This is a genomic window from Burkholderia sp. Bp9012 (assembly GCF_003853825.1).
Taxonomy (GTDB): Bacteria; Pseudomonadota; Gammaproteobacteria; order Burkholderiales; family Burkholderiaceae; genus Burkholderia; species Burkholderia diffusa.
This window is the reverse complement of record NZ_QTQA01000005.1, coordinates 159,276-183,408: the sequence shown is the minus strand read 5'-3', so window position 1 is coordinate 183,408 and position 24,133 is coordinate 159,276. Positions and strand designations below refer to the sequence as shown.

Sequence of the window (24,133 nt, the reverse complement as noted above, 5' to 3'; positions counted from 1 at the left end):
CGTTGCGCCAGATTACCGCAACGGACGGACCGCGTGGACACACGGTCCGGTAATTGACTTTTGCGGCGCAGGAAGAAGGCTGAATGTAAGCCGTGCCGGCGTGCTCCGACGTTTGTGGAGCGGTAGCCGTGTGTCGGGCGCCGAAACCGGCGACGCGACGTGGCCGAAATCTCGCCGCGATTGGCCGCGCAAGGTTGCATGTCCGGGTTTCCGCTCCCGCTCCGCCTGACTAGACTGGGTTCGGCAACGCGCGAGGCAACGACGCCGCCGAAGATGGGCACGGAACCGAATCGTCGTATCGCTCGCAACGCGTCACGTGGCGCCGCTGTTTCGAAGGAACGACGCGGCCCGTCTGCGACCGGTATCGGCGTCGAAAGCGTGGCCTCGCCCGGAATACGTTTGCGGAGGAATGTGTCATGGATGTCGGAATCATGCTGTATGCCGGCTTTCGGCTGCTCGAGGCAAGCGGTCCAATGGATGTTTTTCAGGAAGCGAATCGCCAGTGCGGCCGGATCGTCTACGAACAGCACCTCGTCGGACCGGTGCCCGGGCCCGTCGTCTGTTCGAACGGAACCGCGGTGGGCACGACAGCGTGCCTGGCGGACGCGGCCGCATCATTCGACATCGTCGTGATACCCGGTTCTCCGTTCGACGGTCCGGAGCGAGAGCATCGTGCGCTCGTGGACTGGCTTCACGAAACCGGATGCCACGTGCGGAAGCTCGCGACGGTATCCAACGGAGCGTTTCTGCTCGCACGTGCCGGCCTTGCCGATCGTCGCTGGCTGGTCACGCATCCGGGCGGCGGACAGCGTCTTGCCGACGAGCATTCGCAGGTGAACGTCGTCGCCGGTCAGCATTGCGTGAAGGACGGCAACGTCTATTCGGCGGACGGCGTGCACGCCGGCATTCGCGTTGCCCTGGCGCTCGTCGGCGAGGATCTGGGCCAGCGCGTCGTCGAGCGCATTGCCAGAAGATTGTTGGCGTAACCGCACTGAAGTGGCGCACGAGCGGGCGCCATCGGTCACGCGCGCTCGGTCCGGGACATCGCGTCGATGAGCAGACGCATCGCGTCGCAACCCGCCGTGGCCCGGAAAACGCTCATTTTGGCCTGCAAGCGCGGTTCATCCGCGCACCGACGGCTTCGATCGTTGGCAGAATGATCTCGACTCCTTCGCAATTCTTTCATATGTGCGCGCACGAACGTGCGCGATGAGTCGGGCCTGATACAACGAGTCCGTTGGAACGATCGTCCGTGAACGGGTTTGGAACGCACGCTGTTCTCGAGTTGGAAGGCAAATCATTCATCGTCATCGGTCGCCGACGCGGTCGGCGCCCATTTCCCTACGAGGCAGCCATGTCCCGGAATCCCGCTGTTACGTCGCAGATTCTTCCGCCACCTGCTCACGCCGGCGAACTGATGTCCGGCGCGGACATCATCCTGCGGGTGCTCGCCGAACAGGGCGTCGATACGCTGTTTGGATACAGCGGCGGTGCAATCCTGCCCACATACGACGCCGTGTTTCGTTTCAACGAATTGCACAAGGCAAGCCCCAAGCGCCAGATCCGGTTCGTCGTTCCTGCGAACGAGCAGGCTGCAGGCTTCATGGCTGCCGGCTACGCGCGTGCCAGCGGAAAAGTGGGCGTGTTCATGGTGACGTCCGGCCCGGGCGCGACGAATGCGGTCACGCCGATCGCCGACTGCAACGGGGATTCGGTTCCTGTCGTCCTGATCTGCGGACAGGTTCCGCGCGCAATGGTCGGCACCGATGCGTTTCAGGAAGCGCCGGTCTTCAACATCATGTCGGCGTGCGCAAAGCAGGTCTTTCTCGTCACCGATCCGGCGAAGCTGGAGCAGACGCTGCGAAGCGCATTCGAAATCGCTCGCACCGGCCGTCCGGGACCGGTGGTCGTCGACGTGCCTAAGGACGTTCAGAACTGGGTGGGACCTTATCTCGGCCACGGTACATTGCAGTTTCGCGGGTACTCGGATCGACTTCGAATGGTGGCAAAAGGCGCCCGTCTGGACGACGACAAGCGTGCGGCATTCTTCGACCTGCTGGCGCAGAGCCGGCGCCCGCTGCTCTATGCGGGCGGCGGCATTGTCGCAGCGGAAGCGGCAGGCGAGCTGCTGCGGTTTTCCGAGCGCTACAGGATCCCCGTCGTGACCACGCTGATGGGCATCGGTGCGATACCCGCACGATATGAGCTGGGGCTCGGCATGCTCGGCATGCATGGCACCGCCTGCGCGAACTACGCGGTCGAAGACTGCGATTTCCTGATCGCAGTGGGTGCCCGGTTCGACGATCGGGTCGTGGGCGGCCGCCCTGATCGATTCGCGCCACGCGCACGGCATGTGGCTCACATCGACATCGACGAGGCGGAAATCAACAAGGTCAAGCGGGCGCAGTGGAGTCACATCGGCAATGCGAAGGACGCGTTGCGGTCGTTGATGACGCATGACCGGATCGTGCAAAGCTCCGCGGACTGGCTAGATCGAGTCGCGGAACTCAAGCGCCGCCACGGGATGAATTTCGACCGGAACAAGTCAGCGATTCAGCCACAGTACGTGATCGAGAAACTCAGCGAGATGACGGGCGGGCGCGCGATCGTCACGACTGGAGTAGGCCAGCATCAGATGTGGGCCGCTCAGTATTTCGATTTCGTCGAGCCCCGCAGCTTCCTCACATCGGGCAGCATGGGTACGATGGGCTTCGGGCTACCGGCTGCGATCGGTGCGCAGTTGGCGAGGCCGGATGCCCTGGTAATCGATATCGACGGTGACGGCAGCATCCGGATGAATGTCGGCGAACTCGAGACGGCGAGTACGTATGGTGTGCCGGTGAAGGTGCTGCTTCTCAACAACTGCGGCGACGGGATGATCCGGCAGTGGCAGCGGCTCTTCTTTGATGGACGGATGTTCGTGAGCGACAAGGCGCTTCATCGAAAGGACTTCGTGATGGCGGCTCGGGCCGATGGATTCGAATTCGCTTGCCGCCTCGATACGATCAGTGAATTGGAGGCCAAGCTTAGGGCGTTCATTGAATTTGAGGGGCCAGCCTTCCTCGACGTAAGGATCGACCCAGGTGCCGATGTGTTCCCAATGGTCGGGCCGGGTCAAAGCTATTCGACGATGGTCACGGGGCCCTTTATCGCGGCCCGAGCGGGCATTGAGCGTGGAGCACACCACGAAGGCCCCCCGAACCGGACCGATATGTTCTGATGCTGCTGCACTCTGGCGCTGCGGCACATAACGCGTGCACGAACGTGAAGCAGAGCGGTCGGGGCGGAGCATATCGTATGCCGGCCCCCCGCCTTGCTTCATATCGCCGACTTCTATCCCGATCCTGGTCGAACATCATGATTGACGAAAATCTGATTCATAAGGCGCTCGCAAACCCCTTGAGGCGCGAAATTCTGGCGTGGCTGAAAACGCCGGATCGAGGATTCGCGAGAGGAGTCGTCGACTTTCGTCATGGCGTGCCGTCGAATGCGATCCATGCACGTAGCGGTCTATCGCAGTCTACGGTATCTGCACATATCGCGACGTTGATTGACGCCGGGCTTCTCGTTTCGAACCGAGTGGGTCAGTGGATTTTTGTGTCTCGTAATGAAGAGGTAATACGCGCGTTCGGCAAGCGTGTCTACTTGCATCTTTGACAAGTTCGTTGGCGCATCGCGGACAGACGAGTGTCTAACGTCGGCGGCTCTTATACATCTGTTTGCGGACTTTCCAGGCAAGTACACTGAAGATCCGCTTCGGGTCGATCTGCGTCGGTCGCGCGTCGCAGGGCGGCGGACGGCCGCGTTCGGCCAAGAAGGGACGTTCGACATCGGCGCATAGATCGTCGACAATTCGCCGGAGAACCTCGGAACTCGCCTGCATCATCTAACTCGTACAAGGACCGGTAATGAGTTTTGACATCATCGCCATTAAACCAACGAATCTCGATGCGGAAAGTCTGAACGCCGTTCGCGAAGTAAGCCCTTTGGGCGATGCCGAGTCCGTGCGGAGAATCTTTGAAGCCAAGTTCCCGGGAGCTACAACCAGCCTGTTCGTGAATCGCGAGGAATATAGTCTGGAAGTCACCCTGGCGAATGACCCGGTGGGTTCCGCGCATCTCGCTCTGCGCTCTGGTCAGGCATGGTCAACATCATCTCGCGACCAGTTTATTGAGCGTCTTGGTGAACTTTGTCGTCACCTCCAGTGTGTGGCTTTCGCCGTGTCAGATAATTCTCGGCTGGCTCCTTGAATCCGCCGAAATTGCAAAATGAACGACCGGATTGGAGAAGGGTGAAGGGCCGTTCGGGGTCGATGCCGGACGCCGACTTCGCGCGAAAGCGCATCGCTCGATGCCCGTCATGGACGGGATCACACCGATAAGCGCAAGCGTTGAATGCCGGCCCCGGTCGAAACAGCGGCCATCTGATCGTGGAGTAGTATTCCCCCATGTCCAGGTTATTGCTCGGCCTCTGCTGCGCGCCGCCAACCATCCGTGACGAGGGTGGCAAGCTCATCAAAGGGTTTGGAAACTCCTTCAGCGATACGTGCGTTGGCGTCGGCCGCGACGACGGCATTGATGGGAATGCATCATGTCAATCGAATGGAAGCACCGTGCAAGGCTATTTATCCAGCGTTTCTGGCAGCCGACCAGTGCGTGCATGACCTGCATGCCGGGGAGCTGGGGCAGTATTACGAGCGTTGCCCACTGGACGATTGCATTGCATACGGGTCTGCTTACCGGGCTTCTGGCCGTACTTTTGACTTTCACGCCTGCGTCAAAACTCTACGCGCATCGATACGGCAATGCGCTGATCATTGGCTTGCTGACAACGCTAGGCGACGCCTACTCGCACACGAGTCACTACCGTATCCCCTATGTCGAGCACATCGTGACGGGGGCAATTTCAGGTCTCTTGACACTGGCGGCCTCATATCTCTTCGAAGACCGCGCGCGACGTCTTCGGGCGGTGTGGGCTCGAGTGTTCGGATAGCGTATCCGGTGACTTTCTGAGCCCTCCCGGCCGAACGGCAAAAGGCTCCCCGGCGAGGCGACGCTTCATGATCGGGAGACTGCGTAAGGACAACGGGAGTTCGCGGCTGTGACATGCCCCAGCGTCAGCGTGCGGCCAGCTCGAGCCGGTCCGACGAAATTGGCGAGCGTCGGCTTCGCGTCCCCGGTGCGATGGTCGCGGGCCGCACCGAGAACGTCGGTGTTCCGGTGACGCAAAACCATTTGTACCGCCCGGCAATCAACGGTACTCGCTAAGACAGCGGCTGTTCCGCAGTGCCTGACTCGATGCGGGACGTAACGTGATCTGCATCAAAGCTCGCATGCGATGTGCCACGTTTAATGTGCGGAGCGGAATCGCTCGTTTTTGAGGCTGCCGTGCGCCGTGACCGACGCTGGCGTCTGCCCGCGCAGCGGCGCGCCGCCGCCTCGGCTTGGGCCGGGAAGCAATCGGGAGACTGGACATGCTGCGCGATGTGCTGGTGCACGTAGACGGGAGCGAGTCGGGGCGGCGCAGGGTGCAATTCGCCGTCGACTTGGCAATGAGCGTCGGTGCGCGACTGAGCGGAATACACGTGACCCCGCCGGCGGAGGTCCCGCCTCTGTACAAACCGACCCGCGTGGCGGAAGTCACTGCATATCTCTCCGCGAAGCTGGCACAGGACAGCACCGCGGCAACGGTGGCCTTCAGGGAAGAAGCCGTGGCGCGCCTTGCTGATGCATGCTGGTTCGAAGCGAAAGGCGACGTAGCCAAAGGCATCAGCGACCGAGCCCGCTACGCGGACCTCGTCATCATTGGCCAGGACGAATGGCAAGGCTCGCCCGAAACGCATCCCTTGCCGATCGCCCACTCGGTTGCCGTCCGATGCGGTCGCCCGGTCCTGGTTGTGCCTGCCGCGGCACCACCATCACTGGTCAGGGCCGCCGTTGCCTGGGATGGCAGCCGTGAATCCGTGAGGGCCGTCCACGATGCCTTGCCGCTGCTGCGGCTGTCGCGGTTGGTCCGGATCATCGCGTTCGTTTCTCCGACGGCGGAGGGCAGCGAGGACGACGCGGAAAGTCTCCTGGACCACCTGACCCGACATGCCGTCGCTGTCGATTCAGCCGTACTTCGGATCCGTTCCACGGAAGAGCATGGTTCACTGCGTGAACACATTGAGAACGGGCCATACGACTGGCTGGTGATGGGCGCTTACTCGCATCCCATGTGGATGGAGTTCATCCTCGGTGGCGTCACTCAGTCCATTCTCCTGTCGGCGAAGATACCCGTGCTGGTTTCCCATTGACGAGGTGAGTGGATGGACGCCAAAGGATTGCAGCGCACGCACGTTTTTCGGGGCCTTTGGGGGCGTCTGAAGGAGCACCCGCTAGCCCGGGTCGGGCCGGGGCTGATCACCGGCGTCGCCGACGATGACCCCAGCGGGATCGCCACCTATTCCCAGGCGGGTGCCCAATTCGGGCTGAACATGCTTTGGACGATGCCGCTGGCGTACCCGTTGATGGCGGCGGTTCAATCGATGTGCGCGAACCTTGGCAGGGTCACTGGAAAAGGGCTCGCGGCCAACATCAAGACCGCATTCCCGCCGAGCGTGCTGAGGAGCGTCGTGCTGCTGCTGCTCGTTGCGAACACGCTCAACATTGCTGCCGACGTTGCTGCCATGGGCGAGGTTGCGGAGCTCGTCTCCGGTGTCGATCGTCACCTCATGACGGCGTTCTTCGTGTTCGGGACGCTTCTGCTGCAGATGTTCGTTCCCTACCATCGCTACGTCTTCTTCCTGAAGTGGCTCACCGTCTCCCTGCTCGCTTACGCGGCGGTTCTCTTTACGGTTCATGTTCCGTGGGGGCAGGTTGCACTGCGCACGGTCTGGCCCAGGTTCACACCCAATGCCAGCGCCGCCGCCGTGGTGGTCGGTGTCTTTGGCACGACCATCAGCCCATACCTGTTTTTCTGGCAGGCCTCCGAAGAAGTCGAGGACATGCAGGCGAACCGCGGCAGTGCGCCGCTGGTAAGCGACGCGCGTGTCGCCGACGCGGAACTTCGACGTATCCGGTGGGATACGTGGAGCGGCATGCTGTACTCCGACGTCGCCGCGTACTTCATCATTCTTGCGACCGCCGTCACCCTCCATGTGGCTGGCGTCACCGACATCAACACGGCGGCGCAGGCAGCTAGCGCCCTGCGGCCGCTCGCCGGCGACTTCGCGTACATGCTTTTCGCGCTCGGTATTCTCGGCGTGGGGCTGATCGGTGTGCCGGTGCTGGCGGGTTCCGGCGCGTACGCCCTGTCCGAGGTGATGGGCTGGAAGGAGGGGCTCGAACGCAAGGTGGGCGATGCGCGCGGGTTCTACGGGATCATCGCCGTCAGCGTGCTTGCCGGACTCGGAATCCAGTATTCGCCAATCAGTCCGATGAAGGCCTTATTCTGGAGCGCGGTGATCAACGGAGTGGTCGCCGTACCGCTGTTGGTCGTCATCATCATCCTCGTCTCGAAGAAATCGGTCATGGGCGCTTTCACGGCGAGTCGGCCGCTGATTGTCCTTGGCTGGATTGCGACCGCGATCATGGGGGCGGCGGCCGTGGCAATGTTCATCCCTGGCTGACCATGCGGTGAACGTTCGGTTCACGTTGCGACCATCGGCTTTCGCCAGCACGCGAGCCGGATCGGCCAGGCGCGGCACGATGCGACGCGACGGCCGTCGGACGGACGGCGCGTCACGGCGCGTCACGTGCGCCCGCACGATGCCTTACGGCTTGGCCCCCATCACGAACTCGAACGTCGCCACGCCATCGACGCCACCGGTCACGCGGTCGCCCGGCTGCAGCGCGCCGACACCGGCCGGCGTGCCGGTGAAGATCAGGTCGCCGGCCTTCAGCTCGACCGAGCGCGACACGTACGCGATCACGTCCGGCACGGCCCAGATCATGTCCGCGAGATCGCCTTGCTGGCGCGTTTCGCCGTTGACCGCGAGCCAGATCCGGCCGCTTGCCGGGTGGCCGGTCGCGGTCGCCGCGCGCAGCGCGGTCACGGGACCCGACGCATCGAAGCCCTTCGCCCAGTCCCACGGCCGGCTCAGCTTCTTCGCCTCGGCCTGCAGGTCGCGGCGCGTGAGGTCGACGCCGACGCCGTAACCCCACACGTGCGACAGCGCGTCGGCCGGGTCGATCGACCGGCCGTCCTTGCCGATCGCGACGACCAGCTCGATTTCGTGATGGAGGTCGCTGGTCAGCGGCGGATAGGGGACGGTGCCGGCGGCCGGGACGATCGCGTCGGCCGGCTTCGTGAAGAAGAACGGCGGTTCGCGGTCGGGATCGGCGCCCATTTCGCGCGCGTGGTCGGCGTAGTTGCGGCCGACGCAGAAGACGCGGCGCACCGGAAAGCGCGCGGACGACTGATCGACTTCGACGGAAGGACGCTCGGAAGCGTCGATGACGTATACGGACATCGGATGGCCTCGTTCGATGAAAAGACGGATGCCGTCGCCCGCGCAATGCACCACGGGCCGGCATGCATGGAACGATACCCGACGCATACGCGCCCGGATGCGACGCAACTGCGTTTTAACCGGACAAATCTACGCGTCGCCGCCCGCCGGCGCGTCGTCGCCGGCCGGCAGCGCGGCATTCGCGTCCCGGTACGCCTTCGGCGACACGCCGACCCGCGCGCGGAAGCGCCGCGCGAAATACCCTTCGTCGCGAAAGCCGACGGAGCGCGCGATGTCGGCGATGCGCCGGCTCGTATGGGCGAGCAGCGATTGCGCGAGCGCGATCCGGCGCTCGGTCACGAGATCGGTGAAGGTGCTGCCGGTTTCCTTGCGCACCAGGTGTGCGAGGTAGTTCGGCGACAGGAAGGCGGCCTCGGCGGTGGCCGCGAGCGTCAGGTCCTCGCGGGTCAGGTTCGCGCGCACGTGGCGCAACACGCGCGCGAGCGCGTCGCGCCGGCCCGCGCGCTGGGCACCGCGCTGCGCGAGCTTGTCGAGCGCGCCCGCGTATTGCGTGCAGACGAGGCCGATCAGCTGCAGCAGATAGCCGCGCAGCAACGTGCTCGAGCCGAAGGTGCGCACGCGGTCGGCATCGAGCATGCACAGCGCGAGGCGGCGTGCCTCGTCGAAGGCGTCGCCGGTCAGGATGAAGTCGAGATGTTCCTGGAAGCGGAAGGGCGTCAGCTCGGGAAAGCGGTGCGCGGGGACATCCTCGAGATCGAGCGGATCGACGTCGAGATCGGCGCGCAGGAACGCCTGGCTGAAGTTGATCACGATGAAGTGCGCGCCTTCCGGATGCGGAATCAGGTGCTCGCGGTGCGGCAGTACGAACGCGAGCGCGCCGCGCGGAAACGGTCGCGTGACGCCGCCGATCCGCTGTTCGGTGTCGCCGCCGAGATTGAACTGGATCTGGAAATACGCGTGCCGGTGCGGCTCGGTGATCGCCTGGCGCGACGCCTGGTCGCGGATGTAGAAATCGAGCCGGTCGCTGCGTTCGGGCATCCCGTACAGGCGCGGCGGGGCGGTGGATGGCATGAAGGATTCTGCTGTTCGTGACGCGGTTGAGCCGCGATGGTACAGCGAACCGGGCGCGGCCGGAATCCGTGGGCGCGAGCCGCGCAGGCCGGGCGGGCGGCTCGCGCCCGCCCGGCGACAGGGCAATCAGGCGGCCGGATGAAAGCCCAGGTAGCGGCAGCGCGTGCCGGCCTCGTCGGTCGCGAGCCGGCTGGATGCGCCGACCGATCGGAGCGTGTCGGCGGTCGCGGTGCGATTCGTGAGCAGCGTCCATGCCGTCGGGGTGGCCTCGGCGGCGGCCGTCGCGCGCGCATCGTCGAGCGTGCTCAGCGCGGCCAGCAGGCTGTCGGCGGGCGGCGCATGAATCGCGAAGCCTTCGTTCGCGACGGCTGCCGTATCGATGCCGAGCGCCGCGCACAGTCGCGCGCGCAACGGCGTCTCTGCCTCGCTCGCGGCCCGCGCGCGCGCGATGTCTTCGCGCGTGTGCGCATCGACGATCGTGCCGCCGCGGGTGAGCGGCGCCTGCTGCCATGCGTCGGGCGGGCACTGCTTGCCGTCCGGCAGCAGCGGTACGAACGGATTGACCTCGGCCGGGTAGATCCGGCACACCAGCGGCCGTTCGTCGTAGATCCCGCAGCGCAGGTCGTCGAGCAGATTCGGGCACGGCCCGGCATGCGACGCGGTGAGCAGGGTGGTGACGCGTACCGGCAGCGAGCCGCTGAGCGCGGGCGACGAACGTGCCCGCTTGTACGCGGCGAACGCGTCGTCGGGGGCCGGTTCGACGGGCCATGGCATGGCGTCGCACAACAGCTCCACGTGGCCACCGCGCCGCAGCCATGCGGTGGCCTCGGCGACGGTCAGCGGAATGCGCAGGTCGTGGCAGCAACGGCCGCAGCCGGTGCATGAAAAGTCGATGTCGTTCTGAGTCATTCGGATAGGGAGTGGGATGCGACCGGCTTCGTCAGCCGGCGATCATTGGCGCGACGCGCCGGCGCAGTTCGGGCACGATCTCGGCGTCGAACCACGGATGGTGCTTGAACCATGCCTGGTTGCGCGGCGACGGATGCGGCAGCGGCAACACGTCGCGGCCATAGTCGCGCCATGCCTGCACGGTGTCGGTCAGCGTCGCCTTGCGCGTGTCGCGCAGGAAATGCCGCTGCGCGTACTGGCCGACCAGCAGCGTCAGCCGGATCGACGGCAATTCGGCGAGCAGCCGGTCGATCCACAGCGGTGCGCATTCGGGGCGCGGCGGGTTGTCGCCGCTCGCGCCGCGGCCCGGGTAGCAGAAGCCCATCGGCACGATCGCGAAGCGTGTCTCGTCGTAGAACGTGTCGGCGTCGACGCCGAGCCAGTCGCGCAGCCGCTTGCCGCTCGCATCGTCCCACGGGATGCCGCTCGCATGGACGCGGGCGCCGGGCGCCTGCCCGACGATCAGGATGCGGGCGTCGCGATGCGCGCGCACGACGGGGCGCGGGCCGAGCGGCAGGTCGGCTTCGCAGGCGCGGCACGCGCGGATTTCGGTGAGCAGCACGTCGAGCGGCGTGCGCATTCGTTTCGGCATCGATTCTGAACGGGGACGGATCGGCGGCACAAACGCAGGTGCGTCCATGCCGCGCGGCGCGCCGGCGCGGACCGGCGCATCGCGTCAGGCGTTTCGCTGGGCACGGCATGGCGTTGCGCGGCGGCCCCGGCACCCCGTGCCGGGATCACCCGCCCGCCGTATCGCCTTCGGCAACCGCAGCATCATACAACGCCGTCTGCGCGATCGCCGCGGCGATCGCCGCGTCGTCCTGCGTGCCGTCGAGCATGCCCCAGCGCCGGTATTGCAACAGGAACCAGCGGCCTTCCTGTGGATCCGGCCGGTTCACGGCGCCGCCGTCGTGGAAACGGATCGGCAGCGGCGGCTGCGCGAACGGCCCCGCGCCGTAGTCGCCGAGCAGGCGCGGCGCGATCAGCCGGGCCGGCACGCCGAGCGCGTCGGGCGACGCGAGCCAGTCGGCCGCGTCGCGACGGTGCGCGGCATCGTCGAGCCACGCGCACGCATCGACGAGCGTGCGGATCAGTGCACGCGCGGTGGCGGGATACAGCGCGACGAAATCGCGCCGGGTCGCGAGCACCTTCTCCGGATGATCGGGCCAGACCTCACTGGTGACGGCGACGGTCCGGCCCGCGCCGCATGCTTCGGCCACCGCGTGCCACGGCTCACCCGCGCAGAAGCCGTCGAGCTCGCCGCTCGCGAGCGCCGCGACCATCTCGGGCGGCGGAATCACGACGCTGCGCACGTCGCGCAGCGGATCGACGCCGTGCGACGCGAGCCAGTGGTTCAGCCACATCGCATGCGTGCCGGTCGGGAAGGTCTGCGCGAGCAGCGGCTTGCGGCCGAGTGTCGCGAGCGCCGCGCGGACGTCGCCGCTTGCGCGGTACGCGTCGGCGAGGCCGCGGGCGAACGTGATCGCCTGTCCGTTGCGGTTCAGCACCATCAGCGCGGCCATGTCGGTCTGCGGGCCGCCGATGCCGACCTGCAGCCCGCACACGAGCCCGTACAGCGCGTGCGCGGCGTCGAGTTCGCCGGTCAGCAGCTTGTCGCGCACGGCGGCCCAGGATGGCTGGCGGCACAGCTCCAGCGTCAGGCCGTGGCGTGCGCCGAGATTCAGGTGCTGCGCGACGATCAGCGGGGCGGCGTCGCTGAGCGCGACGAACCCGAGGCGAAGATGCGCGCGTTCCGGCGCGGGGGGAGGCGAAGGTTTCATGGCATTCATGACGGGTGGGTCGCATCGAGCAGTTGCCGCGCGATGTCGACGATGCGCTGGCCCTGATCCATCGCGCGCTTGCGCAGCAACGCATACGCATCGTGCTCGGACAGCCTGCGCTGATCCATCAGCAGGCGCTTCGCGCGATCGATCAGCTTGCGTTCGGCGAGCTCGCGCTCGACATCGGCGAGCCGGCGGCGCAATGCATCGTCGTGCGAGAAGCGCGCGAGCGCGACCTCGAGGATCGGCGCGAGGCGCTCGGCCGACAGGCCTTCGACGAGATACGCGCTGACGCCGGCGCCGACCGCCGCGTGAATCAGCGCCTGGTCGGCATCGTGGCTGAACATCAGCACGGGGCGCGGCGCGGTCGCGTGCATCACGGCCAGTTGCTCGAGCGTGTCGCGCGACGGCGAATCGGTATCGATGATCACGACGTCGGGGCGCTGCTCCTCGACGGCGGCGGGCAGGCGCGCGGGCGTCGCGACGTCGTTGAGCATCTCGTAGCCGAGGCGCGCGAGCGCGTCGCCGAGTTCGCCGATCGGTTTGTCGGTGTCGGTGACGAGCAGCACGCGCAGGCGCAAGGGTGGAGCAGGCGTACTCATGAGGCAAACGGCGGCGGCAAAATCGCGGCGCGATACGCGGATCGGGCGCAGTGGCCCTGTGCGGACATCCTGTCGGCACCGCGTGCGGCGCTCTGGCGGCCGGTGCGAGGCGCGCCGCTGCTTTCATGATAGATGGGCGGCCGGTGCCGCGTGGTGTCACGCATGCTACGCGGCCCGGGACAAGGTCGTTTCGATCGCGGCACCTGCGTGTGGCACATCGTGCACGGCCGCTTCCCCGATCGCGCCGCCGACGAGGATCACGGCCGGGCTGCCGAGCCGCGCTGCCTCGATACCGCGCGCGAGATTGCCGAGCGTGCCGGTCCAGCGGCGTTCGTCGGGCGTGCCGGCCCATTGCACGGCCGCCGCCGGCGTCGACGCCGGCAATGCGGCGAGCAGGCCCGCCGCGATGCTGTCGACGCGGCTCATGCCCATGTAGATCGCGAGCGTGGTGCCGGTTGCGGCAAGTGCCGCCCAGTCGGGCTCGCCGTGGTCCTGGCGGTGCGCGGTGACGAACGTGACGCCCTGGCAGTGCTCGCGGTGCGTGAGCGAGATGCCGAGGCTCGCGGCGGCCGCGAATCCCGACGAGATGCCGTTGATGATGTCGACCGGAATCCCGGCGGCGCGCAGCGTCGCGAGCTCTTCGCCGGCGCGGCCGAACAGCAGCGCGTCGCCGCCCTTGACGCGCACGACGTGCGCGCCGCGCAGCGCATGGCGGCGCATCAGTTTCTCGATGAATGCCTGCGGCGTGGAGCGGCAGCCGCCGCGCTTGCCGACGCGGATCACGCGCGCGTGCGGCGCGAGTTCGACGATGCCGGGCGCGACGAGATCGTCGAGCAGCAGCACGTCGGCGGCCGCCAGCGCCTTCACGGCCTTCAGCGTAAGGAGATCGGGATCGCCGGGGCCGGCGCCCAGCAGCGTGACTTTACCAGTCGTCATGTCGTATTCCAGTGCCGCGTGCGTGCGGCGATCGATAACGCGTTGTTGCTTGCGGCGGCGGCGGGCGGTCGAAGCGACCACGGCATCCGGCCGTGCCGAACACGGGGGGACGTCGTTGTCCTGGTCTGCTGCACCCGCCTGCGACGGCGGGCCTGACTTGCGGGGACTGCCCACCGGCGCCGTTGCCGGTGTACACAGGATTCAGCAATATCCGGGCCAACCTGAGCGAGCCTGGCGGCGAGCGGGGCGATATGCACGGCGATATGCGCTGCATGGCGCGCCACGATGGATGCCGACCCGCATACGGCCGGGGGACAGCGGCGCACGCGATGCCGTATCGGCGTGCATCGCGCCCCGTTAGCACGCACCGCGATGTCGCACGGCGACAGTGCTGCAGCGCACCACATCTGTGCCTCGCTGCATCCCGCCGCGTCGTGCACGGCGCACCGCAGCGATGCGCGCGACGGCCGGCGAGCCTTGTGCGGCGGGGCCGCGCGCGCGATTCGGGCCGACATGGCACGGCGTTTGCATAAGCCGGTTCGGGCGGATCAACGACGATTCGTCCGCAGTACCGATTACTGACGCGCCCGGCAACGGGCTTCATGGGCAACGGCGTCCTACACATCGGGTCTCGACGAGACCGGGTGTGCAGGACGCCGTTTTTCGTTTGGCGGATGACATGACCGACAAAGCTACCCGTATCGATCTCTTCAGCTTCCGCACCGCGCCGATGCGCGCGTTCCACATGACGTGGATGGCGTTTTTCGTGTGCTTCTTCGCGTGGTTCGCATGCGCGCCGCTGATGCCGCTGATCGCGCGCGAATTCCACCTCACCGCGGCACAGGTGGCGAACATCAACATCGCCGCGGTGGCCGCGACGATCGCCGTGCGGCTGCTGGTCGGCCCGATGTGCGACCGCTTCGGCCCGCGCCGCGTGTATGCCGGGCTGCTTTTGCTCGGCGCGATCCCCGTGTTCGCGGTGTCGTTCACGCACGACTACCTGTCGTTCCTGATCTGCCGGCTCGGCATCGGCGCGATCGGCGCGGGCTTCGTGATCACGCAGTACCACACGTCGGTGATGTTCGCGCCGAACGTGGTCGGCACCGCGAACGCGACGACGGCCGGCTGGGGCAACGCGGGCGCAGGCGCGACGCAGGCGATGATGCCGCTCCTGGTCGCCGCCGGCCTGATGCTCGGCTTCGGCGACGACGCATCGTGGCGCATCGCGCTCGTCGTGCCGGGCGTCGCGATGCTCGCGATGGCCTGGGCGTACTGGCGCTTCACGCAGGACTGCCCGCAAGGCGACTTCGTCGCGCTGCGCAAGCAGGGCGTGACGGTCGACAGCGGCAAGAAGGGCGGCTGGGCGAGCTTCGTCGCCGCGTGCGGCAACTATCGCGTGTGGATGCTGTTCGTCACGTACGGCGCGTGCTTCGGCGTCGAGGTGTTCATCCACAACATCGCCGCGCTGTACTACGTCGATCACTTCCAGTTGTCGCTGAAGGATGCTGGTTTCGCGGTGGGCCTGTTCGGGCTGCTCGCGCTGTTTGCCCGCGCGCTCGGCGGCTGGCTGTCGGACAAGATCGCCGCGCGCCGCAGCCTCGACGTGCGCGCGGCGCTGCTGTGCGCGCTGATCGTCGGCGAAGGGCTCGGGCTGATCTGGTTCTCGCATGCGCAAGGCATCGCCATGGCGCTCGTCGCGATGCTGACCTTCGGCCTCTTCACGCACATGGCCTGCGGCGCGACCTATGCGCTCGTGCCGTTCATCGACCGCAAGGCGCTCGGCGGCGTCGCGGGAATCGTCGGCGCGGGCGGCAACGTCGGCGCGGTGGCCGCGGCCTTCCTGCTGAAGGGCGTCGGCGACGTGCAGCACACGCTGAGCCTGCTCGGGCTCGCCGTCACCGCGACCGCATTGTGCGCGATGGCCGTGCGCTTCAGCGAAGAACACAAGGCACGCGAGGCCGAGCTGCGCGACCGCGCGCTGGCCGCCGCGAACGCCATGAACTGATCGACCGAAGGAAACGTCATCATGAAACTCATCGTCATCGGCCACGGGATGGTCGGCCACAAGCTCCTCGAATGCGTCGCCGCGCAAGCCGGCGCGGCGGGCGCGCTGCAGGTCACGGTGCTCGGCGAGGAACCGCGCCCCGCGTACGACCGCGTGCACCTGTCGGAATTCTTCGCGGGCAAGTCGGCGGACGATCTGTCGCTCGTCGAACCCGGCTTCTTCGAGCGTCATCCGCAGTTCGACCTGCGCCTGAACGCCCAGGTCGCGTCGATCGACCGTGCCGCGCACACGGTCACGCTCGCGTCCGGCGAAACGCTCGCGTACGACAAGCTCGTGCTCGCGACGGGCTCGCGTCCGTTCGTGCCGGCAGTGCCGGGACGCGATCGCGCGGGCTGCTTCGTGTACCGGACGATCGAGGATCTCGAAGCGATGCAGGCGTGCGGCACGCACGCGAAGCGCGGTGTCGTGATCGGCGGCGGGCTGCTCGGCCTCGAATGCGCGAAGGCGCTGCGCGACATGGGGCTCGACACGCACGTCGTCGAATTCGCGCCGCGGCTGATGGCGGTGCAGGTCGACGACGGCGGCGGCCGGATGCTGCGCGCGAAGATCGAGGCGCTCGGCGTGACCGTGCATACGGGCAAGAACACGCTCGAGATCGTCGACGGCGAGGAAGGCACGCACCGGATGGCGTTCGCCGACGGCTCGCATCTCGACACCGACATGATCGTGTTTTCGGCCGGTATCCGCGCACGCGACGAGCTGGCGCGTGCGTGCGGCCTCGACATCGGCCCGCGCGGCGGCGTCGCGATCGACGACGCGTGCCGCACGAGCGATTCGGACATCTACGCGATCGGCGAATGCGCGGCCTGGAACGGGATGGTGTACGGCCTCGTCGCGCCGGGCTACGACATGGCGCGCGTGGTCGCGAAGCAACTCGGCGGCGGTATCACCGATGCGGCCGATGCGGCCGACGCCGCGTTCGCCGGTGCCGACATGAGCACCAAGCTGAAGCTGATGGGTGTGGACGTCGCGAGCATCGGCGACGCACACGGCGCGACGGCCGGCAGCCGCACCTACCAGTATGCGGACGAGCGCCGCCAGGTCTACAAGAAGCTGGTGGTGTCGGACTGCGGCAAGTTCCTGCACGGCGCGGTGATGGTCGGCGACGCGGCCGAATACGGCACGCTGCTGCAGATGATGCTGAACCGCATCGAGCTGCCCGAGTCGCCGGAATTCCTGATCCTGCCGTCGTCGGACGGTGTGGCGAAGCCCGCGATCGGCGTCGACGCGCTGCCGGAAGGCGCGCAGATCTGCTCGTGCAACAACGTGTCGAAGTCGCAGATCTGCGCGGCGGTGGCCGACGGCGCGACGAGCCTCGGCGCACTGAAGTCGTGCACGGGCGCGGGCACGTCGTGCGGCGGCTGCGTGCCGCTCGTCACGCAGATCATGAAGGCCGAGATGAAGAAGCAGGGTCTCGCGGTCAACAACCATCTGTGCGAACACTTCCCGCATTCGCGCCAGGAGCTGTTCCACCTGATCCGCGTCGAGCGCATCACGACCTTCGACGAACTGCTCGCGAAGCATGGCCACGGCCTCGGCTGCGACGTGTGCAAGCCGGCGGTGGCGGGCATTCTCGCGTCGTGCTTCAACGAATTCGTGCTGAAGAAGGAGCATGCGGGGCTGCAGGATTCGAACGACTACTACCTCGCGAACATCCAGCGCGACGGCACGTATTCGGTCGTGCCGCGCATGCCGGGCGGCGAAGTCACGCCGGAAGGGCTGATCGCGGTGGGCCAGGTTGCACAGAAGTACGGGCTCTACACGAAGATCACCGGCGGCCAGCGTGTCGACCTGTTCGGCGCACGCGTCGAGCAGCTGCCGTCGATCTGGGAGGAGCTGATCGCGGCCGGTTTCGAATCGGGCCACGCATACGGCAAGGCCCTGCGCACCGTGAAGTCGTGTGTCGGGTCGACGTGGTGCCGCTACGGCGTCGACGATTCGGTCGGCCTCGCGATCGACCTGGAGAACCGCTACAAGGGGCTGCGCGCGCCGCACAAGATCAAGTTCGGCGTGTCCGGCTGCACGCGCGAGTGTGCGGAGGCGCAGGGCAAGGACGTCGGCATCATCGCGACCGAGAAGGGCTGGAACCTGTACGTGTGCGGCAACGGCGGGATGAAGCCGCGCCACGCGGAACTGCTCGCGTCCGATCTCGACCGTGCCACGCTGGTCCGCTATATCGACCGCTTCCTGATGTTCTACGTGCGCACGGCCGACCGGCTGCAGCGCACGAGCGTGTGGCGCGACAACCTCGAAGGCGGCCTCGACTACCTGATCGACGTCGTCGTGCACGACCGGCTCGGGATCGGCGCCGAACTCGAAGCCGACATGCAGCACGTGGTGGACACCTACGAGTGCGAATGGAAGAAGGCCGTCACCGATCCCGACACGCGCAAGCGCTTCCGCCACTTCGTGAACAGCGACGCGCCGGACACGACCATCGAATTCGTCGAGACGCGCGGTCAGATCCGGCCCGCGACGCCCGGCGAACGGACGGGCGGCAAGCCCGTGTCGATTCCCGTGGTGGCCGTTGGCGCGACGCAAGCCGCCACCGAACCCGCAACCGTTTGACCCTGACCGACACCAGCGTCTTTTCCAAGGAGCCCATCATGAACGATCGTCTTCCGCTGTCCTGGACCCGCGTGTGCCCGCTCGACGACATCGTGCCGAACACCGGCGTGTGTGCACTCGTCAACGGCGCGCAGGTCGCGGTCTTTCACGTCGCGCATGCCGAAGAAGGCGGCGTGTTCGCGATCGACAACGTCGATCCCGTGTCCCAGGCGGCCGTGATGTCGCGCGGGCTGATCGGCAGCCTCGGCGAGCGTGTCGTCGTCGCGTCGCCGCTGTACAAGCAGCATTTCGATCTGCGCACCGGCGAATGCCTCGAGGCGCCCGAGCAGTCGGTGAGCGCGTATCCGTCGCGGGTCGAGGACGGTTTCGTGTGGATCGCAGCCTGATCGCCCCGGAGCGCGCATGACCGCCACCCCCGTCAAGAGCGTGTGCCCGTACTGCGGCGTCGGCTGCGGGATGGTGCTGCACGTCGAGGAAGGCGAAGTCGTCAAGGTGTCCGGCGACGCCGACCATCCGACCAACTTCGGGCGGCTGTGCACGAAGGGCTCGTCGGCGCACGTCGCGTTGCGCCGTTCCGGGCGGCTCGACCGCGCGTTCGTGCGGCGCGCGCGCGAGGACGACCTCGTGCCGCTGCCGGCACGCGACGCGATCGCCGAGACCGCGCGGCGGCTGCGCGCGGTGCTCGACACGCACGGGCCCGATGCGCTGTCGTTCTACGTGTCGGGGCAGATGTCGATCGAGGCGCAATACCTCGTCAACAAGCTCGCGAAGGGCTTCGTCGGCACCAACAACATCGAGTCGAACTCGCGCCTCTGCATGGCGAGCGCGAGCACCGGCTACAAGCAGTCGCTCGGCGCGGACGGCCCGCCCGGGTCGTACCAGGATTTCGATCGCGCGAACCTGTTCTTCGTGATCGGCGCGAACATGGCCGACTGCCATCCGATCCTGTTCCTGCGGATGATGGATCGCGTGAAGGCCGGCGCGAAGCTGATCGTCGTCGATCCGCGCCGCACCGGCACGGCCGACAAGGCCGACCTGTTCCTGCAGATCCGGCCGGGCACCGATCTCGCGCTGACCAACGGGCTGCTGCACCTGCTGCATGCGAACGGCCGCACCGACGCCGCGTTCATCGATGCGTACACCGAAGGCTGGGACGCGATGCCCGCGTTCCTCGCCGACTACACGCCGGAGCGCGTCGCGGAAATCACCGGTCTCGCGGAAGCCGACCTCCGCACGGCCGCGCAATGGATCGGCGACGCGCAGGAATGGATGAGCTGCTGGACGATGGGGCTCAACCAGAGCACGCACGGCGTGTGGAACACCAACGCGATCTGCAACCTGCATCTCGCGACGGGCAAGATCTGCCGCACCGGCAGCGGGCCGTTCTCGCTGACCGGCCAGCCGAACGCGATGGGCGGGCGCGAGATGGGCTACATGGGCCCCGGGCTGCCGGGCCAGCGCTCGGTGACGTCCGACGACGATCGCCGGTTCGTCGAGAACCTGTGGCGCGTGCCTGCCGGCACGCTGCGCAAGGAGACGGGGCAGGGCACGGTCGACCTGTTCTCGCGGATGGCGGCCGGCGACATCAAGGCATGCTGGATCATCTGCACGAACCCGGTCGCCACGGTACCGAACCGGCAGAACGTGATCGCCGGGCTGCAGGCCGCCGAGCTCGTGATCGCGCAGGATGCCTTCCTCGACACCGAAACCAACCGCTACGCGGACATCCTGCTGCCCGGCGCACTGTGGGCCGAGGGCGACGGCGTGATGATCAACTCCGAGCGCAACATGACGCTGATGCGCGCGGCGGTCGCGCCGCCCGGCGACGCGCTGCCGGACTGGCGCATCGTCGCGGAAGTCGCGCGCGCGATGGGCTTCGGCGATGCGTTCGACTATGCGTCGGCGGCCGACGTGTTCGACGAGATCGTGCGCTTCTCGAATCCGGCGACCGGCTACGACCTGCGCGGCGCGAGCCATGCGGCGCTGCGCGAGGGCCCGGTGCAATGGCCGGTCGCGCCGGGCACCGCGCGCGAGCGGCACCCGATCCGCTACCTGAACGACGGCGTGAGCCAGACGCCGCGTCCGGCGGCCGACGGGCACGACGCGCCGCGCCTCGCGTTCCCGACGCCGTCGGGCAAGGCGCGCTTCTTCGCGCGGGCGCATGTCGATCCGGCCGAGCTGCCCGACGACACGTTCCCGATCGTGCTGAACACTGGGCGGCTGCAGCATCAATGGCACACGATGACGAAGACGGGCAAGGTCGCGATGCTGAACAAGCTCAACCCGCGCCCGTTCGTCGAACTGCACCCGGACGATGCGAGCGCGCTCGGCGTTGCCACGAAGGACAGCGTCGAGATTCGTTCGGCGCGCGGCCGCGCGGTGCTGCCGGCCGTCGTGACCGAGCGCGTGCGGCGCGGCAACTGCTTCGCGCCGATGCACTGGAACGACGTGTACGGCGACGACCTGTGTATCAACGCGGTGACGAACGACGCGATCGATCCCGAATCGCAGCAACCCGAACTGAAATACTGCGCGGTCGCGTTGCGGCGCGTCGAGACCGATGCGTTCGCGGCCGCCGACGAAGAGACGGCGCAACCCGACGCAGGCGCCGACGACGCGCGGCCCGCCCCGGCGCTGGTGCAGGCTACTGCTTCACAGGAATCCGACATGGCAGACATCGACACTTTCGCGGCCGCGCTCGGCGTGGCCGACCTCGCTCCGCCGCCATTGACGGACACCGAACGGCTGTACGTGGCCGGCCTTGTCAGCGGGCTGAAGGCGAGCGCCGGCCGGCGCGAGGGCAGCGTGCCCGTGCTGCCGGCCAGCGCGCCGCTTACGCCGCCGGTGCGGTTCTGGCTCGACGGGATGCTGGCGGGGCTGTTCAGCCGCTCGCTGCCGGCGAGCGTGCCGGGTGCGGCGGCGCCCGCGCTGCCGGCCGATGCCAGCGCGCCCGGCGGTGTGCGGATCGTGCGCACGCGGCCGAAGGTCGTGCTGCTGTGGGCATCGCAGACCGGCAACATCGAATCGTTGACCGAGGATTACGCGACGCAGCTGATGAATGCGGGCTTCGAGATCCGCACCGCGTGCATGTCCGACTATCCGGTGGCGTCGCTTGCCGGTGCGCAATACGTGCTGCTGATGACGAGCACGTTCGGCGACGGCGACGCGCCCGACAACGGCAGCGAGTTCTGGGAAGCGCTGCAGGCCGGCAGCGCCGCGCGCCTCGACGGCGTGCACTTCGCGGTGCTCGCGTTCGGCGATCGCAACTACGACCAGTTCTGCGGCCATGGCCGCCGGCTCGACGCGCGGCTCGCGGAACTCGGCGCGGCGCGTCTTTGCGCGCGCGTCGATTGCGACGTCGAGTTCCAGCGCGACGCCGACCAGTGGCTCGAACGCGTCGTCGCCCGGATCAAGGAAGCCGATGCCGCGCTGCATGCGGTGCCGTCCGCTGGATTGAGCCCGTCGGGGCTGCTGCCGACCAAGGCGCATCCGGCGCCGTCGAAGCTCGTCGCGAACCTGCGGCTCAACCGGCCGGGCGCGGCGAAGGACACGCGCTACGTGTCGCTGTCGACCGAAGGCGCGAACCTCGAATACGAAACCGGTGATGCGCTCGGCGTGTGGCCGACCAACTGCCCGGAGCTGGTCGACGAACTGCTGTCCGTCACCGCGCTGAAGGCTGACGCTCCCGTGTCGGTGGCGGGTGTCGGCGACGTGCGCCTTGGCGACGCGCTGGCGCGCCACTTCGACATCACGCGCCCGCATCCCGACACGCTCGCGGTCATCGCGTCGCGCAGCGCGAACGGCGCACTGAAGGCGCTGCTCGGCGACGATCGCAAGGCCGACCTGAAGCAATGGTTGTGGGGGCAACAGCTCGCCGACGTGCTGCACGAGTTCCCGGTCGATCTGTCGGGCACGGAGCTGGTCGGGATGCTGAAGCGCATGCAGCCGCGCCTCTATTCGATCGCGTCGAGCCCGAGCGCGCACCAGGGCGAGATCCACCTGACCGTGTCGGCCGTGCGCTATCACAACGGGCGGCGTGCGCGCAAAGGCGTTGCGTCGACGTTCCTCGCCGATCGCGCGGACGACGGCCGCGTGCCCGTGTTCGTGCAGAAGTCCGCACATTTCCGGCCGCCGGTGAACGGCGACGTGCCGATCGTGATGGTCGGCCCCGGCACCGGCGTCGCGCCGTTCCGCGGCTTCCTGCACGAGCGGCAAGCACGTGGCGCACGCGGCCGAAACTGGCTGTTCTTCGGCGAGCAGCACGCGCAGACCGACTTCTACTACGGCGACGAACTGGGCGCGATGCACGACAGCGGCTTCCTGACGCGGCTCGATCTCGCGTTCTCGCGCGACCAGGCCGACAAGATCTACGTGCAGGACCGGATGCGCGAGCAGGGCGCCGAGCTGTTCGCGTGGCTGGAGGAAGGTGCGCACTTCTACGTGTGCGGCGATGCGGCGCGGATGGCGAAGGACGTCGATGCCGCGCTGAAGGCGGTGGTCGCCGAGCACGGCGGGATGTCGGACGAAGCCGCGAACGACTACGTCGCGCGGCTTTCGAAGGCGCGCCGCTACATGCGGGACGTGTACTGAACGCTGGCGACGCGGGCCGGGAGGGTTACGGCTGTTCGTCCGGTTGCGGTCGCGGTTGGTCGAACCACTGCCGGCTCGAGCGCGACAGCAACAGCAAGGTCGCCAGCGTGAAAAGGCAGTAGACCGTGCTCAGGAAATCGGCCGGCCGGTGCGCGACGGTGAAGGCCATCAACGCGAGCGTGGCGATGACCAGCCCGATCATCGTGATGCGCGCCCAGTTCTTCCGGCGCGCGATCTGCACGACGAGCAGCGCGAGGGCGACGGCGATCGCGACGAAGGTCGCCGCGAGCATCCGGACCATCCCGGCGTGAAGCGAGCCGCTCGGGAAGCGGTCGAGCAGCGCCGGAACGACCGCCGACTCGAAAACGGCGACCCGGTACGCGAAGATGCACCACGCGCCCGTCAGCAGCGTGACTGCCACCCGCACGGTTTCCGGCGTATCGCCGCCGAAAATCGGCATATTCTTCAGCGAAGTCATTTTCATTTCGATGGGTTCCTTCGCGGCGGCGGGCATGCCGTTTGCGTGCGGCCGGCGGCGTTGCGGCCGCAGGCGGGAATCGATCGTCGCAGCGTAGCACAGGCGCAGGCGCCGGCCGGTTCGTTACGCGGCCGGTGCGCATCGTTCCTACACGATCGACCGGAGCAAGCATGAAGAAGGGATTTGTCAGCGCGGCGCACCGGGCCGCGACCGTTTACATGGCGGGCATCCTGGCGGCCGCCGCGGCATGGAGCCTGCCCGCCGCCGCGCAGGGCTCGACGCCGCCCACGGGCACGGCTGCCGCGACGCCCGACAATGCGGTGCTGCTGACCGTGTTCCTCAAGCACGACCAGTCGCGCCCGCTCGCCGAGCTGAATGCGCAACTCGCGAAGCAGGGGTTCTACAAGGCGTTTCCGCCGCCGGGCGTGGAGGTGGTGAGCTGGACCGTGACGATGGGGATCGGGCAGATCGTCGTGCTGCGGCTGCCGGCGTCGCGGCTGCGGGAGGTCAATCGCGTGCTCGAGGATACGGCATGGGGCGCGTATCGGACGGAGTTTTATCCGACTTATGACTACAAGGCGATCGGGTTAGGGGAGCATGAGCGGGCGGAGTAATGAAGGGCCGTGTGTGCCCGGCGCGGGA

General features: G+C 67.3%; 20 protein-coding genes. 12 read left to right on the top strand and 8 right to left on the bottom strand.

The features are described 5' to 3' along the window. Window positions 1-431: 431 nt before the first annotated feature. The 7 genes from DIE11_RS08865 to DIE11_RS08835 all read left to right on the top strand — a co-directional run bounded on the left by DIE11_RS08865 (window position 432) and on the right by DIE11_RS08835 (window position 7,609). Entirely contained in the window at window positions 432-986 is a 555-nt protein-coding gene (locus tag DIE11_RS08865; protein ID WP_239007243.1) for a DJ-1/PfpI family protein, read from the top strand. Window positions 987-1,354: 368 nt separating this feature from the next. Continuing rightward, on the top strand, window positions 1,355-3,220 hold the full coding sequence (gene ilvB / locus DIE11_RS08860; RefSeq protein ID WP_124622935.1) for a biosynthetic-type acetolactate synthase large subunit: 1,866 nt from the start codon (window positions 1,355-1,357) through the stop codon (window positions 3,218-3,220). 137 nt (window positions 3,221-3,357) lie between these two features. Continuing rightward, window positions 3,358-3,657: a helix-turn-helix transcriptional regulator gene (locus DIE11_RS08855; RefSeq protein ID WP_124622933.1), complete on the top strand. Its 300-nt coding sequence runs from the start codon at window positions 3,358-3,360 to the stop codon at window positions 3,655-3,657. A 251-nt stretch (window positions 3,658-3,908) separates the two neighbouring features. Then, the gene (locus tag DIE11_RS08850; RefSeq protein ID WP_124622931.1) at window positions 3,909-4,250 is read left to right on the top strand and encodes a hypothetical protein; all 342 of its coding nucleotides are present in this window, start codon (window positions 3,909-3,911) and stop codon (window positions 4,248-4,250) included. Window positions 4,251-4,590: 340 nt separating this feature from the next. Next, window positions 4,591-4,992, top strand: coding sequence for a hypothetical protein (locus tag DIE11_RS08845; RefSeq protein ID WP_124622929.1), 402 nt, complete (start codon window positions 4,591-4,593; stop codon window positions 4,990-4,992). A gap of 481 nt (window positions 4,993-5,473) precedes the next feature. Further along, entirely contained in the window at window positions 5,474-6,295 is an 822-nt protein-coding gene (locus DIE11_RS08840) for a universal stress protein (RefSeq protein ID WP_124622927.1), read from the top strand. A gap of 12 nt (window positions 6,296-6,307) precedes the next feature. Then, on the top strand, window positions 6,308-7,609 hold the full coding sequence (locus DIE11_RS08835; protein ID WP_124622925.1) for an NRAMP family divalent metal transporter: 1,302 nt from the start codon (window positions 6,308-6,310) through the stop codon (window positions 7,607-7,609). A 144-nt stretch (window positions 7,610-7,753) separates the two neighbouring features. On the opposite strand, the gene DIE11_RS08830 is transcribed toward DIE11_RS08835, so the two are convergent. The 7 genes from DIE11_RS08830 to cobA form a co-directional block, all read right to left on the bottom strand. Beyond that, window positions 7,754-8,452 carry a fumarylacetoacetate hydrolase family protein gene (locus DIE11_RS08830; RefSeq protein WP_124622923.1) on the bottom strand — a complete coding sequence of 233 codons (699 nt, stop codon included), beginning with the start codon at window positions 8,450-8,452 and terminating at the stop codon, window positions 7,754-7,756. Between the two features lie 129 nt (window positions 8,453-8,581). Continuing rightward, window positions 8,582-9,523 carry a helix-turn-helix transcriptional regulator gene (locus tag DIE11_RS08825; RefSeq protein WP_124622922.1) on the bottom strand — a complete coding sequence of 314 codons (942 nt, stop codon included), beginning with the start codon at window positions 9,521-9,523 and terminating at the stop codon, window positions 8,582-8,584. A 126-nt stretch (window positions 9,524-9,649) separates the two neighbouring features. Beyond that, complete coding sequence (locus tag DIE11_RS08820) at window positions 9,650-10,432, bottom strand: YkgJ family cysteine cluster protein (protein WP_124622920.1); 783 nt, start codon at window positions 10,430-10,432, stop codon at window positions 9,650-9,652. 31 nt (window positions 10,433-10,463) lie between these two features. After that, window positions 10,464-11,063, bottom strand: a complete 600-nt coding sequence (locus tag DIE11_RS08815; protein ID WP_124622918.1) for a uracil-DNA glycosylase family protein — start codon at window positions 11,061-11,063, stop codon at window positions 10,464-10,466. Between the two features lie 145 nt (window positions 11,064-11,208). Further along, window positions 11,209-12,252, bottom strand: a complete 1,044-nt coding sequence (locus tag DIE11_RS08810) for a CmpA/NrtA family ABC transporter substrate-binding protein (protein WP_124622916.1) — start codon at window positions 12,250-12,252, stop codon at window positions 11,209-11,211. A gap of 5 nt (window positions 12,253-12,257) precedes the next feature. After that, the gene (locus tag DIE11_RS08805) at window positions 12,258-12,854 is read right to left on the bottom strand and encodes an ANTAR domain-containing response regulator (RefSeq protein WP_059600584.1); all 597 of its coding nucleotides are present in this window, start codon (window positions 12,852-12,854) and stop codon (window positions 12,258-12,260) included. Window positions 12,855-13,019: 165 nt separating this feature from the next. Beyond that, window positions 13,020-13,790, bottom strand: a complete 771-nt coding sequence (cobA, locus tag DIE11_RS08800; protein WP_124622914.1) for a uroporphyrinogen-III C-methyltransferase — start codon at window positions 13,788-13,790, stop codon at window positions 13,020-13,022. Window positions 13,791-14,469: 679 nt separating this feature from the next. Between cobA and DIE11_RS08790 the strand changes: the two genes are divergently transcribed. From DIE11_RS08790 to DIE11_RS08775, 4 genes are read left to right on the top strand one after another with little or no spacing between them, the layout of a single operon-like run. Beyond that, entirely contained in the window at window positions 14,470-15,795 is a 1,326-nt protein-coding gene (locus tag DIE11_RS08790; RefSeq protein ID WP_124622912.1) for an MFS transporter, read from the top strand. A 21-nt stretch (window positions 15,796-15,816) separates the two neighbouring features. Then, window positions 15,817-18,423, top strand: a complete 2,607-nt coding sequence (gene nirB, locus DIE11_RS08785; protein ID WP_124622910.1) for a nitrite reductase large subunit NirB — start codon at window positions 15,817-15,819, stop codon at window positions 18,421-18,423. A gap of 38 nt (window positions 18,424-18,461) precedes the next feature. Next, window positions 18,462-18,809: a nitrite reductase small subunit NirD gene (gene nirD / locus DIE11_RS08780; RefSeq protein ID WP_124622908.1), complete on the top strand. Its 348-nt coding sequence runs from the start codon at window positions 18,462-18,464 to the stop codon at window positions 18,807-18,809. 16 nt (window positions 18,810-18,825) lie between these two features. Next, on the top strand, window positions 18,826-23,013 hold the full coding sequence (locus DIE11_RS08775) for a bifunctional nitrate reductase/sulfite reductase flavoprotein subunit alpha (RefSeq protein ID WP_124622906.1): 4,188 nt from the start codon (window positions 18,826-18,828) through the stop codon (window positions 23,011-23,013). A 25-nt stretch (window positions 23,014-23,038) separates the two neighbouring features. Here the strand turns inward: DIE11_RS08775 and DIE11_RS08770 are convergent, their stop codons facing one another. After that, on the bottom strand, window positions 23,039-23,497 hold the full coding sequence (locus DIE11_RS08770; RefSeq protein WP_185633734.1) for a hypothetical protein: 459 nt from the start codon (window positions 23,495-23,497) through the stop codon (window positions 23,039-23,041). Between the two features lie 164 nt (window positions 23,498-23,661). Here DIE11_RS08770 and DIE11_RS08765 point away from each other — a divergent pair, with 164 nt between their 5' ends. After that, entirely contained in the window at window positions 23,662-24,105 is a 444-nt protein-coding gene (locus DIE11_RS08765; protein ID WP_409364563.1) for a hypothetical protein, read from the top strand. Window positions 24,106-24,133 lie beyond the last annotated feature (28 nt).

What these genes read in the sequence shown, in the direction of transcription:
- nirB (WP_124622910.1), top strand. Translation starts at nt 15,817, where the DNA reads ATGAAACTCATCGTCATCGGCCACGGGATGGTCGGCCACAAGCTCCTC.
- DIE11_RS08820 (WP_124622920.1), bottom strand. Translation starts at nt 10,432, where the DNA reads ATGACTCAGAACGACATCGACTTTTCATGCACCGGCTGCGGCCGTTGC.
- DIE11_RS08775 (WP_124622906.1), top strand. Translation starts at nt 18,826, where the DNA reads ATGACCGCCACCCCCGTCAAGAGCGTGTGCCCGTACTGCGGCGTCGGC.
- nirD (WP_124622908.1), top strand. Translation starts at nt 18,462, where the DNA reads ATGAACGATCGTCTTCCGCTGTCCTGGACCCGCGTGTGCCCGCTCGAC.
- DIE11_RS08815 (WP_124622918.1), bottom strand. Translation starts at nt 11,063, where the DNA reads ATGCCGAAACGAATGCGCACGCCGCTCGACGTGCTGCTCACCGAAATC.
- DIE11_RS08830 (WP_124622923.1), bottom strand. Translation starts at nt 8,452, where the DNA reads ATGTCCGTATACGTCATCGACGCTTCCGAGCGTCCTTCCGTCGAAGTC.
- ilvB (WP_124622935.1), top strand. Translation starts at nt 1,355, where the DNA reads ATGTCCCGGAATCCCGCTGTTACGTCGCAGATTCTTCCGCCACCTGCT.
- DIE11_RS08810 (WP_124622916.1), bottom strand. Translation starts at nt 12,252, where the DNA reads ATGAAACCTTCGCCTCCCCCCGCGCCGGAACGCGCGCATCTTCGCCTC.
- DIE11_RS08790 (WP_124622912.1), top strand. Translation starts at nt 14,470, where the DNA reads ATGACCGACAAAGCTACCCGTATCGATCTCTTCAGCTTCCGCACCGCG.
- DIE11_RS08770 (WP_185633734.1), bottom strand. Translation starts at nt 23,497, where the DNA reads ATGAAAATGACTTCGCTGAAGAATATGCCGATTTTCGGCGGCGATACG.
- cobA (WP_124622914.1), bottom strand. Translation starts at nt 13,790, where the DNA reads ATGACGACTGGTAAAGTCACGCTGCTGGGCGCCGGCCCCGGCGATCCC.
- DIE11_RS08835 (WP_124622925.1), top strand. Translation starts at nt 6,308, where the DNA reads ATGGACGCCAAAGGATTGCAGCGCACGCACGTTTTTCGGGGCCTTTGG.
- DIE11_RS08845 (WP_124622929.1), top strand. Translation starts at nt 4,591, where the DNA reads ATGTCAATCGAATGGAAGCACCGTGCAAGGCTATTTATCCAGCGTTTC.
- DIE11_RS08825 (WP_124622922.1), bottom strand. Translation starts at nt 9,523, where the DNA reads ATGCCATCCACCGCCCCGCCGCGCCTGTACGGGATGCCCGAACGCAGC.
- DIE11_RS08855 (WP_124622933.1), top strand. Translation starts at nt 3,358, where the DNA reads ATGATTGACGAAAATCTGATTCATAAGGCGCTCGCAAACCCCTTGAGG.
- DIE11_RS08850 (WP_124622931.1), top strand. Translation starts at nt 3,909, where the DNA reads ATGAGTTTTGACATCATCGCCATTAAACCAACGAATCTCGATGCGGAA.
- DIE11_RS08840 (WP_124622927.1), top strand. Translation starts at nt 5,474, where the DNA reads ATGCTGCGCGATGTGCTGGTGCACGTAGACGGGAGCGAGTCGGGGCGG.
- DIE11_RS08765 (WP_409364563.1), top strand. Translation starts at nt 23,662, where the DNA reads ATGAAGAAGGGATTTGTCAGCGCGGCGCACCGGGCCGCGACCGTTTAC.
- DIE11_RS08865 (WP_239007243.1), top strand. Translation starts at nt 432, where the DNA reads ATGCTGTATGCCGGCTTTCGGCTGCTCGAGGCAAGCGGTCCAATGGAT.
- DIE11_RS08805 (WP_059600584.1), bottom strand. Translation starts at nt 12,854, where the DNA reads ATGAGTACGCCTGCTCCACCCTTGCGCCTGCGCGTGCTGCTCGTCACC.